The sequence below is a fragment of the Aquimarina litoralis genome (assembly GCF_039523995.1).
Taxonomy (GTDB): domain Bacteria; phylum Bacteroidota; class Bacteroidia; order Flavobacteriales; family Flavobacteriaceae; genus Aquimarina; species Aquimarina litoralis.
The window spans coordinates 1,492,908-1,506,146 of record NZ_BAAAGE010000001.1; the positions used below are offsets into that span (position 1 = coordinate 1,492,908).

15 protein-coding genes are annotated in these 13,239 nt (G+C 31.3%); 9 read left to right on the top strand and 6 right to left on the bottom strand.

Annotated elements, in window-relative coordinates; all coding sequences use genetic code 11:
- Positions 1 to 50 precede the first annotated feature (50 nt).
- The gene (locus tag ABD077_RS06050; protein ID WP_343911463.1) at positions 51 to 701 is read right to left on the bottom strand and encodes a hypothetical protein; all 651 of its coding nucleotides are present in this window, start codon (positions 699 to 701) and stop codon (positions 51 to 53) included.
- A gap of 694 nt (positions 702 to 1,395) precedes the next feature.
- Here ABD077_RS06050 and ABD077_RS06055 point away from each other — a divergent pair.
- The gene (locus ABD077_RS06055) at positions 1,396 to 1,968 is read left to right on the top strand and encodes a hypothetical protein (protein ID WP_343911464.1); all 573 of its coding nucleotides are present in this window, start codon (positions 1,396 to 1,398) and stop codon (positions 1,966 to 1,968) included.
- A gap of 145 nt (positions 1,969 to 2,113) precedes the next feature.
- Positions 2,114 to 2,401 (top strand): SemiSWEET family sugar transporter, encoded by a 288-nt coding sequence (locus ABD077_RS06060; RefSeq protein WP_343911465.1) that lies wholly within the window; start codon positions 2,114 to 2,116, stop codon positions 2,399 to 2,401.
- A gap of 97 nt (positions 2,402 to 2,498) precedes the next feature.
- On the opposite strand, the gene ABD077_RS06065 is transcribed toward ABD077_RS06060, so the two are convergent.
- Positions 2,499 to 3,314, bottom strand: a complete 816-nt coding sequence (locus ABD077_RS06065; RefSeq protein WP_343911466.1) for a mechanosensitive ion channel family protein — start codon at positions 3,312 to 3,314, stop codon at positions 2,499 to 2,501.
- A gap of 218 nt (positions 3,315 to 3,532) precedes the next feature.
- Here ABD077_RS06065 and ABD077_RS06070 point away from each other — a divergent pair, with 218 nt between their 5' ends.
- The 4 genes from ABD077_RS06070 to ABD077_RS06085 all read left to right on the top strand — a co-directional run bounded on the left by ABD077_RS06070 (position 3,533) and on the right by ABD077_RS06085 (position 6,714).
- Entirely contained in the window at positions 3,533 to 4,117 is a 585-nt protein-coding gene (locus tag ABD077_RS06070) for a HupE/UreJ family protein (protein ID WP_343911467.1), read from the top strand.
- Positions 4,118 to 4,202: 85 nt separating this feature from the next.
- Positions 4,203 to 4,634 carry a deoxycytidylate deaminase gene (locus ABD077_RS06075; protein ID WP_299603922.1) on the top strand — a complete coding sequence of 144 codons (432 nt, stop codon included), beginning with the start codon at positions 4,203 to 4,205 and terminating at the stop codon, positions 4,632 to 4,634.
- Positions 4,634 to 6,214: a S41 family peptidase gene (locus tag ABD077_RS06080; protein ID WP_343911468.1), complete on the top strand. Its 1,581-nt coding sequence runs from the start codon at positions 4,634 to 4,636 to the stop codon at positions 6,212 to 6,214. Before ABD077_RS06075 ends, ABD077_RS06080 begins: the two co-directional genes overlap by 1 nt.
- A gap of 185 nt (positions 6,215 to 6,399) precedes the next feature.
- Entirely contained in the window at positions 6,400 to 6,714 is a 315-nt protein-coding gene (locus ABD077_RS06085) for a hypothetical protein (RefSeq protein ID WP_299603916.1), read from the top strand.
- A gap of 7 nt (positions 6,715 to 6,721) precedes the next feature.
- On the opposite strand, the gene ABD077_RS06090 is transcribed toward ABD077_RS06085, so the two are convergent.
- Positions 6,722 to 6,922: a hypothetical protein gene (locus ABD077_RS06090; RefSeq protein ID WP_343911469.1), complete on the bottom strand. Its 201-nt coding sequence runs from the start codon at positions 6,920 to 6,922 to the stop codon at positions 6,722 to 6,724.
- Positions 6,922 to 7,494 carry a MarC family protein gene (locus ABD077_RS06095; RefSeq protein WP_343911470.1) on the bottom strand — a complete coding sequence of 191 codons (573 nt, stop codon included), beginning with the start codon at positions 7,492 to 7,494 and terminating at the stop codon, positions 6,922 to 6,924. Before ABD077_RS06095 ends, ABD077_RS06090 begins: the two co-directional genes overlap by 1 nt.
- A 112-nt stretch (positions 7,495 to 7,606) precedes the next feature.
- Here ABD077_RS06095 and ABD077_RS06100 point away from each other — a divergent pair, with 112 nt between their 5' ends.
- From ABD077_RS06100 to ABD077_RS06110, 3 genes are all read left to right on the top strand, one after another.
- Positions 7,607 to 8,176: a DUF3109 family protein gene (locus ABD077_RS06100; protein WP_343911471.1), complete on the top strand. Its 570-nt coding sequence runs from the start codon at positions 7,607 to 7,609 to the stop codon at positions 8,174 to 8,176.
- Between the two features lie 81 nt (positions 8,177 to 8,257).
- Positions 8,258 to 8,884, top strand: coding sequence for a hypothetical protein (locus tag ABD077_RS06105; protein WP_343911472.1), 627 nt, complete (start codon positions 8,258 to 8,260; stop codon positions 8,882 to 8,884).
- A gap of 179 nt (positions 8,885 to 9,063) precedes the next feature.
- Positions 9,064 to 11,802 carry a CHAT domain-containing protein gene (locus tag ABD077_RS06110; protein ID WP_343911473.1) on the top strand — a complete coding sequence of 913 codons (2,739 nt, stop codon included), beginning with the start codon at positions 9,064 to 9,066 and terminating at the stop codon, positions 11,800 to 11,802.
- A gap of 2 nt (positions 11,803 to 11,804) precedes the next feature.
- Here the strand turns inward: ABD077_RS06110 and ABD077_RS06115 are convergent, their stop codons facing one another.
- Both ABD077_RS06115 and ABD077_RS06120 read right to left on the bottom strand, forming a co-directional pair.
- Positions 11,805 to 12,539 carry a hypothetical protein gene (locus ABD077_RS06115; RefSeq protein WP_343911474.1) on the bottom strand — a complete coding sequence of 245 codons (735 nt, stop codon included), beginning with the start codon at positions 12,537 to 12,539 and terminating at the stop codon, positions 11,805 to 11,807.
- A complete protein-coding gene (locus ABD077_RS06120; protein WP_343911475.1) occupies positions 12,540 to 13,082 on the bottom strand; it encodes an RNA polymerase sigma factor in 543 nt (180 codons plus the stop codon).
- Positions 13,083 to 13,239: the final 157 nt, after the last annotated feature.

Below are 13,239 nucleotides of genomic sequence, written 5' to 3' on the forward strand. Positions count from 1 at the left end.
TATGTTTTTTTAGGTATGAGTAATTTTTTAAAGTTTTGATTCTTGTTGTTTTAAATTCTGGGATTCTTTCCGGTTTTTAGACTGTTTTGCTTCAGTTTATTTTCGTTTAATGGTTTAGGCGTTTCATTCCTTTTTCCTTGTGGTAATTGTGTAAGCTGAGACAACATATCAGGGGCGAAGGTTTCTCCAATTTGTTGAAATTCATTAGACGATTTGTATACATTTTCTATAGCATTATCTGTAGCAGCTGTAAGAAATTTTGATGCTTCTTTCGATAGCGGTTGCGCCAAGAGGTTTTCCTTGATTAGTTTTTGTATCTCTTCTTTACTGAAACCTTGTTGGTGCTCTTCTATAAATTCTTTAGTGGCTTTATATGCATTTTCTAGTTTTTGGGACATCGATAGCTGATCTCTAGATGCTACAACTATTTCATTTATAAGATTTGCTTGATATGTATTTAGGTGTTCACTTTTTGTATGATCGGTGATTATTTTTTGGAGTGCTAACGGTGTAAGATCCTGATGTAATTGAGTGATTACATTGTCCTGAACAGATACTATAGTGTTAAGTAGCATAGTTGTGTATTGTTCTTGGTTATGTTGCAGGGCACGTTCAATTTCTTTTTGGTATCTGTTAGCAATAGATTCCAAGATCATATCACGAACTAATTCTAATTGTGCTAATGACTCTTTTCTTTCCATTGTAGTATCATTTTCTTTTTTCCATTCCTTATTTTTTGCCAGCCTCAGAAAGATTTAAATCACGAAGATTTTTTTATATTTTACAAGACTAAGGTAATTAGGTAGTTGTCCTTTCTAAGATGACAAATCAATAAGCGGTACGTTTTATGTAATATCTGGCAAGACCTTCTGTATTTTTAATAAACTCATAAGCACTAGGGTGTTTTTAGGCTGATCATCTTATAATCAAACCCATCTACTTTTGCACCTTCTTTCTCTTTTAATAGTAACATTGCCATAGGATCTCCTTTCTTTACAGATTTGTTAAACGCTCGAACTGATTTTGAATCATAAAATTTTAATGCATATTTTACTCAACATTTATACAATAATTTAGCTTTTTGAAGTAGTCTTACTGCTTTTATTAGGTCTTGTCTATTTTTAATGTCAATTCCGTATTTATGTTTTTTTAGGTTGTATTATAATTTATAACAAAGATGAATGCTTTGTTATAGTTAAAATAAGACAGTGTAATAAATGGTTGGATCGATGTGATTTTTGGATAATAGATAATCTGGAGAAAGTTTTATACCGACATAACCAACCACTTATTACTTAGATCTGCCGTTTATTACTTCTCATTAGTTTTTATGCCCGGTTACTTGCGAGATTAGCATGCTATAAATAAGAACTATGTAATTTAATACAATACAATATGGCATCAGATAACAATAGTTTAATAGATAATATCATAGATTTTAATCATAGATTACAAAACTCACTATTACAGTTACGAGCGAGAAATCCGTTCATAAATCAAAAAAAGTTTATGATGAATCAAATGGATAGATTCTTGAGAAGTACTGCGAATATAGAGATAAGGAATCAAGAAGATTTAAAAAGGGTTAAGCGCTACTTACAAAAAGCTTTGAACATGCGTCACAGTGCGGAAAGAATTATGGATATAGAGAATAAAAAACTGTTAAGAAGCAACACGGATTTAGAAAGAGGAAATGTTAGAAGAAAAGGCAAACCTTTTTTTGACAAAGAAGCTGAATTATCGATAAGAACAACACAATTACTAAATAAGATTAAGGAATATGAAAGTTCTCAGTCTATAGCTATAAATAATCCTAAATATCGTGGTGGGAAAAATATACCGCCAAACAACGCAGTAATTGGAGCTTTGATTAAATCTCCACAATATATGGCACGACAGAAGAAAAATGGGGCTCATAATAAAAATGGGAATAGTGGAGGAAAAGCATTAAAATCATTAAGATATTAAACAATTAGATAAAGATTTTAGAAAGAAAAAATAAGCATAAACATAAAAATAATAGAAGTAAAATTTTAAGCATCCTTTATTCAGTTAGCACTATGAATAAGCAGAATCATTAATAATACCAACCAACTCATAAAACCAATATTACATGAACCTACCTATTGTAGAATTACTTGGATTTATAGCAGCAGGCCTAAGTTCTTGCTCTTTTATACCACAGGTATACCGTGTATATAAAACAAAGTCTATGCAAAATATTTCTTGGTGTATGTTAGGCATAAGTATATTAGCTGGAACATTATGGTTAATATATGGCTTTTATCTAGAAAATTCTATTCTTATTGTATCCAGTGCTATTACATGTTCATTACACATCAGTCTTACATATTTTAAATTTAAGTTTAAGATGCGCCTACAGGAGTACCCAAAATATTAATATCATTATTTTTGTGATATCTCATGTTGGTTTCTAAAAAACAAGAAAGACTTCAGTAATGAAGTCTTTTTTAAGTTATACAAAGTTCTAATATACGCTAGTTTACGTTATGGATATGAACGTCTCGCTGTGGATAAGGTATTGAGATACCAGCAGCATCTAATGCATTTTTAGAATCTTCTAGAGCGCTAAAATATACATCCCAATAATCATCAACATTTGCAAAAGGTCTCACAACTAAATTAACTGCATTGTCTCCTAACTCGCTTACCGCTACCGTTGGAGCAGGATCTTTTAATACTTTAGGATTATCAGTTAGCGCTTTCATTACAACATCTTTTGCTTTTTTCATATCATCTCCATAACCGATTCCAATATTCAGATCAACTCTCAACTTACCTTGAGAGGTATAATTGATAATATTTCCATTAGATAAAGTTCCATTTGGAACAATAGCTTCTTTATTCTCTGGAGTAGATAATTTTGTAGTAAAAATTTCTATTTCCTTCACTACACCTAATACACCTTGTGCCTCTATTAAATCCCCAATCTTAAAAGGTTTGAAAATCATAATAAGTACACCACCTGCAAAATTTGCTAAAGAACCTTGTAAAGCTAATCCAACTGCTAAACCTGCCGCAGCGATAATAGCAGCAAAAGAGGTAGTTTCTACACCAACAGTTCCAAGAACAGCAAGGATTAATACAATTTTTAATATCCAACCTAGTAGATTGGCAAGGAATTTTTGCAAACTTTCGTCATAATTTCGGACGGACATTAGTTTAGTAATTCCTTTTATTAATTTTTTAATAATCCAGGAACCAATGATCCAAATAAGAATTGCACCAATAACTTTTGGTCCAAAATCTACAATAAAATCTAATCCTTTATCTATCCATTTTTGAATGTCCATGAGCCAATTTTTAAATTAATTATCTGTTATGTATTAAAATTAATAATTTAAAGTTTTTGTAGTGGTTATTTTCTACTAAGAATCCCAAATATTCGATAAAGGACAAATCAGTGCTTTAAAAGGCAAATAATCCTAATTTTTTTATAAGAGTTCCTACAATACTTCTAGATTATTCTTTTTAATCGTACATTACGCAACCTCAAAAAATAGTGAAATTTATGTCTGAGTTTATGTATTTTTTTAAAGCTGGTTTTTTCCATGTGTTGGATTGGGAAGCTTATGATCATATTCTGTTTTTCATTGTGCTTACAGTCGCATATAATTTCAATGATTGGAAACGAGTATTAACACTAGTTACTTTATTTACTTTAGGTCATACAGCTTCACTGTTTCTAGCCGCTTATGATATAGTTTCAGTAAATTCAAAACTAATAGAGTTTCTGATACCAATTACCATTTTTATTACTGCATTATTTAATGTGATTACAGCGAAAAATTCCACCAAACAAGATAAAATAGGTATCCTGTATGCAGTTACAGTTTTCTTTGGATTAATACATGGTTTAGGTTTTTCGAGGTATTTTGATTTGATCAGTACTATGGGCGAATACAAAGCACTTTCTATATTAGAATTCGCACTGGGTATCGAAATATCTCAAATAATAGTTGTAGTAATTGTTTTAGTACTTGGCTTTATTGTGCAAACCTTTTTTAGATTTTCTAAAAGAGATTGGATCTTAGTGATTTCGTCTATAGTAATCGGAATGGTAATTCCCATGATTATATCCAATAGAATATGGTAATTATTTATTAATTGGGGTTGTATTTGACACATAGTCATAATATATTCGTAGTTTATTAGATAGTAATACAATCCAATTTTTCTATATGCCCAAATCGAAACAATTAAAGTATGATAAAGCTTACCTAAGAATTGCCAGAGAATGGGGTAAACTGTCACATTGTGAAAGAAAAAAAGTTGGTGCGGTTATTGTAAAAGATAGAATGATCATTTCTGATGGGTTCAATGGAACACCCACCGGTTTTGAGAATCCATGTGAGGATGAAGAAGGATATACGAAGTGGTATGTGCTTCATGCAGAAGCAAATGCAATTTTAAAAGTTGCATCGTCAACACAATCTTGTAAAGGAGCAACTTTATATATTACATTATCTCCTTGTAAAGAGTGTAGTAAATTAATTCATCAGGCTGGAATTAAAAGAATCGTTTATCAGAATGGATATAAAGATAATTCAGGGCTTTTGTTTTTAGAAAAAGCTGGTGTGGAAATAGAACAGATAACTGACTTGGAAGATTAATGGGTTATTCAAAAAAATATTTACCATTATTTATTGGTTTGGCAATGGGAGTTGGAGTTTTTTTAGGTAGTAAACTCAACTTTAGTAACCCATCTGCTAAACTGTTTTCTTACAATGCCAAGAAGGAAAAATTAAATAGACTTATAGATTATATAGACTATGAGTATGTGGATGAAATTAATACAGATAGCATTGTAGATGTTACTGTTAATCGAATTTTAGAAAACTTAGATCCACATTCTGTATACATCCCGCCGGAAGAACTAGAGGGTATTACAGAGAGTATGCAGGGAGATTTCATAGGAATAGGTGTAAGTTATTATCCATTCAGAGACACTATTTCTGTTATTAATACGATCAAAGGTGGACCCAGCGAAAAATCCGGAATTTTAGCAGGTGATCGTATTCTTATGGCTGATCAAGATACTTTGTATGGTGAACGATTAAGAAGAGATCGACTAGCAGATAAACTTAAGGGAGAATTAAATAGCCAGGTACAACTAAAAGTATATCGTAGAGGTAAGGGTGTTTTTGATGTTGTGGTAAAAAGAGGAAGAGTTCCTTTGCAAAGTGTTGATGCTAGTTATATGCTACAAGAAAAAATGGGATACATTAAGGTAAACCGATTTGCAGAAACTACGTATACCGAGTTTAAAAGAGCATTAGATTCTTTACAAGATATGGGAGCAGAGGCTTTGGTAGTTGATCTTAGGGATAATGGAGGTGGATTTATTGCGCCAGCACTAAAAATGGCAGATGAGTTCTTAAAAGATGATGAGCTTATTATGTTTACTAAAAATAAAAAAGGAGCCATCGAAAATAATTATGCAACTAAGAACGGAAGTTTCGAAAAAGGAGATATCTATGTTCTGATAAATGAAAACTCTGCTTCTGCCAGTGAAATTTTTGCTGGAGCTATACAAGATAATGATAGAGGAACAATCGTAGGAAGAAGATCTTATGGAAAAGGACTTGTGCAAAGAGAAATGGCATTAGGTGATGGTAGTGCTATTAGATTAACTATTTCAAGATATTACACGCCTACAGGAAGATCCATTCAGAAGCCTTACAGTAATGGTAATAAAGAGTATTTTAATGAATATTTAGAAAGGTATAAAAACGGAGAATTACAAAATGCAGACAGCATTCAGGTGGCGGATTCTTTGAAATTTAAAACTCCAGGAGGTAAGACAGTTTATGGAGGTGGTGGTATAATACCAGATATATTTGTGAGTAAGGACACAACCAGAGTTGGTGAAACGTTAGATTATATGTTGCGTTCTGGTAGAATGGGGGGATATATATTTGAAGAATTAGATAAGAAAAGAGAATACTATAACCAATTAACAAAAGACCAGTTCAAAGAAGAAATCCAAATAGACAATGAGTTTGCCGAAGGATTTTTGGCATACACAAGAAGAAATGGCGTTGATTTAAAACTTAATAATTATAGAGAACAATTAAAAAAGTATCTAAAGGCAATTATGGCACAACAGTTATTTGGTACAAATGAATTCGAAAAAATTATTAACCAGGATGATAAAATGATTCAAAAGGTTTTATCCCTCTCACCGGAGTAATTATTTAGTTGTTCTCGTATTAAGGATAAATCTGATGCCCTAAAAAACTACTAAGTCGTTAAGAAAACTAATGTTTCAAAAGATAATACCTGCCCTTTTCTTAATGTTTTTGTTAATAAGCGTTGTAACTTTGGTAATATTAACATTTTAGTAGTATTTTTAATACAAAAAGCGATCCCCAAAATATGTCAGAATTATCAGAATACCTTCTTGCTATTGCGCTCTGTTCTCCCGTTTTCTTTTTTATTATTGCGGTAGGATTTAGATTGCTAGATAATAGCGCGTCTTTATTTCTGGACAATGAGATTTTAGTTGATTCCTCTTATGTTTCAGGCGATTTAATTAGAGAACATATAGAGAGCACAGAGGATACGAAACTAAAAAAGGCATTAAAAACTTCTTTGATCTTTAGAAAACTCCATAATTTCTTTATGATTCTTGCGGTGGTTTCGGTACCACCAGTAATTATTGCCTGTTTTTTAATTACTTTTATTGCGTAATCCTTATTTATCTTTTTCCATATTTCTGCTGAATGGTTCTAGAAACTAATAATATAAGTAATAGAACAATAACACATGCAGAAGCAATAATACTCATTAAAGCTGTTTTGCTATCTCCTAGTAACAGGTTGCTGAAATCTAAAACAGTAGCATTGTAGATGATCAAGGAAATACCAATTAGTATTAACGTATAAATAAAATATTTCATCAGAATAGACCTTTTATATTAGTAGCAAATAGTTTTACCGCTATAGCTAGCAAAATTACGCCAAATATCTTTCGAATCACATTAATTCCTTGCTTTCCTAATACTTTTTCAATTTTTCCAGAAGACTTTAATACTAGGTATACAAAAATAATATTGATCACTATTGCAATTACAATATTAACAGGTTGATATTCTGCTCTTAGTGATAGTATCGATGTCATAGTTCCTGCTCCTGCAATTAATGGAAACGCAAGAGGAACCACTGCAGCAGTTTCAGGTTCGTCATCTTTATATAATTGAATACCAAGTATCATTTCTAAGGCAAGAAAGAAAATAATAAAAGCACCCGCAACTGCAAACGAATTTACATCGATACCGATAAGATTCAGGATTTCTTTCCCTACAAAAAGAAACAAGATCATTAAAATAGCGGCAACAATAGAGGCTTTTTCACTTTGGATATGACCAACTTTCTTTCGTAAATCTATAATGATTGGGATACTGCCAATAATATCAATTACAGCAAATAATATCATGCTTGCTGTAAGTATTTCTTTTGGGTCAAAGTTCATTTTAATTAGTTTTTTGGTTCATACAAAGTTATACGTACTCTATATTATAAAAGTAGCATAAAAAGATTAATAATCGGTAAATTTTATATTTCATAAAAACTATCTTCGCAATATGTTTCAGTTAGGAAAAACCATAGTTTCAGAAGACATTATAGAAAAAGATTTTGTGTGTAATCTTTCTGCCTGCAAAGGAGCCTGTTGTATTGATGGAGAAGCAGGAGCACCACTAGATGAGGCAGAAACGCAGAAGCTTAAAGAAATATATCCTGTAGTAAAGCCATATTTAAGGCAAGAAGGTATTGAAGCAATCGAAAAACAAGGCACTTTTATCAAAACGGAAAATGGAGAATTAGAAACTCCATTAATAAATGGTGCTGATTGTGCCTATGTAATTTTTGATAAAAAAGGTACTGCTCTATGTGCTATTGAAGAAGCTTATAATCAAGGAGAAATAGATTGGAAAAAACCAATATCCTGTCATTTATATCCAATTAGAGTACAAGATTATACCGAATTTTCAGCAGTGAATTACCATAAATGGGAGATTTGCGATGATGCTTGCACCTTAGGTAAAGAACTACAAGTGCCAATATACAAATTTGTAAAACAGGCGTTGATACGCAAATTTGGAGAGGATTGGTATATGGAGTTGGAAAAGGTTGCAGAAGGACTGAAAAAATAAATTTCATTATTTTTAGGGTTGTTAATGTTTACCTAATAAGGAAAAGGAATACTAACATTAAAACCAAAACAATAATTTTTTATGAAAACAATTCAAGTATGTATTGCTATGATTATGCTCGCTGCTGTTCCGTTTGGCTGTAGCGATGATGATTTAGAAACGGAAGTTATCGATGAAATAGCAAAAGGAGAGACTGTTTTAGAATTACAGTTTGAAGATTATTCACTAAGTGTAGAGGAAACTAGACTTAATCAAAGAAGAGTAGAGCTTCTCATTATTTTAGAAAATGACCCTCAAAATGATAACGCGCTTGGTGAACTAGAAAGTGTAAACAATAGATTAGGCTTTATTGAGGAGCGTAGTAACGTGATCGAAGAAAGACTGGTAGGATTTGGTCTTGGCCCTATTCCTCCACTTCCGCCTTGTTTCGATCCTGGACCAGACAATAATTGTCCTATACCTCTTAACAGTGTAGTTACGATTGCAGTAGAACAAAACCTTAATAGTTTTGGTCTTCAAATTATTGATCCTCAAAGTGAAGAAGTTTTATTTGCTTTAGAAGAGTTTGAAGCTAGTGAATTAAATGAAAATTTATTAGAAAGCCCATTTAATGTAGAAGGAATACAGTTTCCTGAGGAGTTTCTAGTAGTTGTAAAGAAAGTTGAGGGAGACCTTGATTTATCATACAATTTTTATGGCACTTTATAGCGGATAAATTAATTTCACTATAAATTATTAAATTAGCCTTTGTTCATACAAAGGCTTTTTTTATGAAATATATACTGCTAATAATTTATTGTTTTTTTTCAAGTTTTTTGTTTTCTCAACAGAATAGTTCAAAAGATTCAGTGTTGACTAATAAAATTGAAACCCTTAATCAAAAAGCAATGAGTTTTTTGTATAGGGATTCTGATAGTACACGCTTTTATTTAAAGAGAAGCTATAATTTATCGAATCAAGATATTAATGGTTTAGATAATAAGTTAGGGGTACTTAGTTTGTTAATTAATTCGGATGGTTTTCATTTTGATTTAAAAAATCTAAAGAATGATATTAATACGATGGATTCCATTATGGTTTATGATCCTTTAATTGATTCATTGGTTTCAAAAAATGATTACCTTAAATTCCTAAATACTAATAAAGGAAATTATCATTTCAAATTGAATAATTTACCAAAAGCAAAGGGGTATTTTAATGAACTACTTGATGTTTTTTATACAAATGACGATAATTTATCTGCTTTTGATGTTCAAACAAAAATTAATATACAAGAATATCTTGCTTCAATTTATAGGAGGGAAGGGAAAAATAATTTAGCGGAAGAATATTACAATAGAATAATTGGTGATATTGAGAAATACAAAATTCAAGGATGGAAAAAGAATCTTGTAGGTACTAAATATAGACTCTCTCAAGTATTGATGGCACAAAAAAAATATGCGGAAGCTAAAAAGATTCAGTTAGAATCATTGGATTTTTATGAAAAAATGGAAGACCAGACCAGAGCAATAAATTCAATGAAGGCGGTTTATCAAATATTAATAAAAAATTATTTAGAACAGGATAGTGTTAAGGCAGCTTTGGGTTATATCAATAAAAGTAAAAAGCTTTATGAAGTAGAAGGTGTTCTTAGTAATAAATTAGAAATACTTAAGGGAGATGCTTTTTTGAAAAATGGAGAATACAACGCTGCGGAAGAATCATATAACAAAGCTTTAGTGGTAGTTAAAAAATATATAGATGCTGAAAAGCATCCGGATATTGCAGATCTTTATCAAAAGCTTGCAAATTTAGAAGTTACAAAGGATAACCCTTCTAAAGCTTTAGAATATTATCAAGAATCTTTGATGCAATTAGCTCCTGATTTTACAAATAAAGACATTAGAGTTAATCCTGATCCAAAAAAAGTACTATCCAAATTAGAGTTGGTTAAAGTGCTAAAAGAAAAGTTGAAAGCACTTCAATTACTATTCAAAAAAAGTAATAATACTAAAGATCTCGAAATAGCTTTTACCACGTCTAATGATATTATCAAAACGTTAGATCTGTTAAAACCAGAATTCGAAAGCAAAGTCGATAAACAATTCCTAATTACAGAAATGTATCCTGCTTTTCATAGTATGGTAGAGATCGCTTTTGATTTGTATGCTACTACAAATGAATTGAAATATATAGATGCAGCATTTTATTTCTCAGAAAAAAGTAAAAGTGTTATTCTGTTGGAAGCAACTAGAAGTACTCAAGCAAGCTCTTTTGGAGGTGTGCCCGAAGAAATCATTGATAAGGAGCAACAATTCAGAGCAAATATTATTCATTTAGAAAAGAAATTCTTTAATCAAAGATCGGATATTGCTGTTTTCGATTCTTTATTTCAACTAAAAAATAAGTATTATAACTTTATCTCTGATATGGAGCAAAAGTACCCAAAATACTATGATTTAAAATATAATGCTGATGTAGTAAATTTGGAAGATATATCGACGGGTCTGCTCCAAAATAAAGCATTAATCAGTTATGTTGCGACGAGTACAAACTTGTATGTGATCACTTTAGAAAATCAACGCAAATACTTTTATAAGGTGCCTTTAGAGAAGAAGGATCGAGAGACGATAACACATTTTTATTCTTTGTTGTCTAATCTAAATGTTAAGGAGCTACCCGATATTTATGCCGAAGGCTATGAAGTGTATAAAAGAATTTTAATGAAGCCTTTGGAAAAAATTGAATCTAAAGAATTATTAATTATCCCTGATGACATTTTGACTTACCTTCCGTTTGAAGCATTAACAACTTCGAATAATGCTGCAGATTATCTGATTAAGGAGTATCAAATTTCGTATACAAATTCTGCTACCTTACTTAGGGAACAACAAAATACATCAAAAAGTGAGTACAATAATTTAGTGGCATATGCACCTAGTTTTGAAAAAATAGGCAACACTATTTCTCAGGACAGACCTAATTTCGGGCCATTGTTATATAATGTAGATGAAGTAACACAGATTACTAATTTTTTTAATGGAAAAGCTATAATTGGTAATGAAGCGTCTTTGGCTTCTTTTTCAGAGAATTCTGAGACTTATAGTATGCTTCATTTTGCTACTCATGCAGCTACTAACGATGAATATCCTGATTATTCTTATTTAGCATTTGCTAATGATGATAGTGGTGAAAATGGGTTGTTGTATGTGAAGGATTTGTACGGATATAATATCAATGCAGATTTAGTAGCGCTAAGTGCTTGTCAAACAGGGTTAGGAAAATTGGAGAAAGGAGAAGGGATGTTAAGTTTAGCAAGAGGTTTTAGCTATGCTGGCGCTAAATCATTAGTAAATACTTTATGGAAAATTAATGATCAAACCACTGCAGATCTAATGCATGATTTCTATAAAAATCTGAATAAATCATTACCAAAAGATCAAGCTTTAAGAGAGGCAAAGCTAACGTATCTTAAAAATGCTGACGATGATTTATTAATGCATCCGTATTATTGGTCAGGATTTATGATATCTGGTGATACCGCTCCTTTGGAAAGTAGTAGTTCTCTTTTATGGTGGTTATTACTGCTTTTTATTCCTATTGTTTTAGTGGTTATAAAGAAAATAAAAAGCAGTAATACCTAAGATTATTTCAATTGATCTAATAGTTTTTGCACATCACCTTTTTTAAAGGTTCCATTGGCAGATAAGTCTTCTAATAATTGAATAGCTTTTTCCTTTTGATTTTCTTTCAGGTAAGCCAGCGATAAATACCACTTACCTCTTTCTATTAATTCATCCTTTAAAGCAATGTGTTGTTCTAATAAAGGTATTGCTTCAGAAGTTTGATCAATAGCTAATAAAGCGTTAGCTTGGTATAATAAGAAATAAGGTTTTTGGGTGGTCTCGTATAACTTTCCAAATTGTTCTGCCGATACTGCGTATTCTTTATTCTCGTATGAAGAAAAAGCTGCAATTTCTTCATTATCATCTGCTATTCCTCTTACAATAGGAGTTACTACATTTTTGTAAGGCTCAAAATTAGAAGCATATAGATCATTAGTGCTAACACCAAAAGGATCTAATAAAGAAATAACTCCTAGAGAAATTATTAATAATATCGATGCAGCTACTAATAGTTTTTTGTAATTAAATAGTGGTACTACCTTGGTGTCGTTAGCGGCAATTTTAGCTTCAAAATTGGCCATTTGTTTTCTCAAATCATCTCTGTCTTCTGCACCAGCTACACTTTTCAAATTTGATAGTAGATCCAGATCTTCTTTAAATGAGATATCATTGGTAAGCAGGTCGTCGAACTGCTCTTTTTCCGCAGGAGTCAGTTCTGAATGTAGAAATTTGTCTATTAACTCTTCTCGTTCCATTTAAGCGGGGGTTTTAATTAATTCTTTAAGGGATTTTATACAACGAGATTTCTGGCTTTTTACTACATTTTTGTTTTCGTAGCCTAAACTTTCGGTAATCTCGTCAATCGTTAGTCCCCGATAATAGAATAAGGTTAACATTTCTTGACAACGTTTTCCTAAATTTTTAAAATGTTGTCGTAATAATCGCTGTTCTGGACTCAATTCAGGTTCCTCAAAAAAGTCGTGATCTTCAGATGTTTCTTTAAATTCCACGCTACTTTCATAGGAAATAGTTTTTTTCTGTTTCTTGAGTTGATCATAGATCATATACTTTCCGATACTAAATAAATAAGTCTTAATAGAGCTCTTAATAGCATCTAGTTTTCCATTGATTGCATGTTCTCGTAAGGCGATAAAAGCTTCTTGATATATATCTATAAGTACATCGTGATCCAGATCATACTTTTTTGCAAACTGCAAAAAAGCATTTCTATACTCGTTATAGATTTTTTCTAATGCTTGATTATGCCCTTTTTTTAGTGTTAAGAGTTCTTCCTTCATACTTGGTCACCTGACTATAGGGTAATAGGTTCATCTTATTTTCCAAAGATAAAGTTAACCTTTTTTATAAAAAGGATACAAAGAGATAAAACCAAACAACATAATTATGAAATGAGCATAAACAAAATTAATTTTTTGCTTACTACCGAAATAATTA

Excerpts from the sequence above, each read along its gene's own strand:
- ABD077_RS06120 (WP_343911475.1), bottom strand. The coding sequence starts at position 13,082 with ATGAAGGAAGAACTCTTAACACTAAAAAAAGGGCATAATCAAGCATTA.
- ABD077_RS06055 (WP_343911464.1), top strand. The coding sequence starts at position 1,396 with ATGGCATCAGATAACAATAGTTTAATAGATAATATCATAGATTTTAAT.
- ABD077_RS06095 (WP_343911470.1), bottom strand. The coding sequence starts at position 7,494 with ATGAACTTTGACCCAAAAGAAATACTTACAGCAAGCATGATATTATTT.
- ABD077_RS06050 (WP_343911463.1), bottom strand. The coding sequence starts at position 701 with ATGGAAAGAAAAGAGTCATTAGCACAATTAGAATTAGTTCGTGATATG.
- ABD077_RS06110 (WP_343911473.1), top strand. The coding sequence starts at position 9,064 with ATGAGTTTTTTGTATAGGGATTCTGATAGTACACGCTTTTATTTAAAG.
- ABD077_RS06080 (WP_343911468.1), top strand. The coding sequence starts at position 4,634 with ATGGGTTATTCAAAAAAATATTTACCATTATTTATTGGTTTGGCAATG.
- ABD077_RS06060 (WP_343911465.1), top strand. The coding sequence starts at position 2,114 with ATGAACCTACCTATTGTAGAATTACTTGGATTTATAGCAGCAGGCCTA.
- ABD077_RS06100 (WP_343911471.1), top strand. The coding sequence starts at position 7,607 with ATGTTTCAGTTAGGAAAAACCATAGTTTCAGAAGACATTATAGAAAAA.
- ABD077_RS06065 (WP_343911466.1), bottom strand. The coding sequence starts at position 3,314 with ATGGACATTCAAAAATGGATAGATAAAGGATTAGATTTTATTGTAGAT.
- ABD077_RS06075 (WP_299603922.1), top strand. The coding sequence starts at position 4,203 with ATGCCCAAATCGAAACAATTAAAGTATGATAAAGCTTACCTAAGAATT.
- ABD077_RS06085 (WP_299603916.1), top strand. The coding sequence starts at position 6,400 with ATGTCAGAATTATCAGAATACCTTCTTGCTATTGCGCTCTGTTCTCCC.
- ABD077_RS06115 (WP_343911474.1), bottom strand. The coding sequence starts at position 12,539 with ATGGAACGAGAAGAGTTAATAGACAAATTTCTACATTCAGAACTGACT.
- ABD077_RS06090 (WP_343911469.1), bottom strand. The coding sequence starts at position 6,922 with ATGAAATATTTTATTTATACGTTAATACTAATTGGTATTTCCTTGATC.
- ABD077_RS06105 (WP_343911472.1), top strand. The coding sequence starts at position 8,258 with ATGAAAACAATTCAAGTATGTATTGCTATGATTATGCTCGCTGCTGTT.
- ABD077_RS06070 (WP_343911467.1), top strand. The coding sequence starts at position 3,533 with ATGTCTGAGTTTATGTATTTTTTTAAAGCTGGTTTTTTCCATGTGTTG.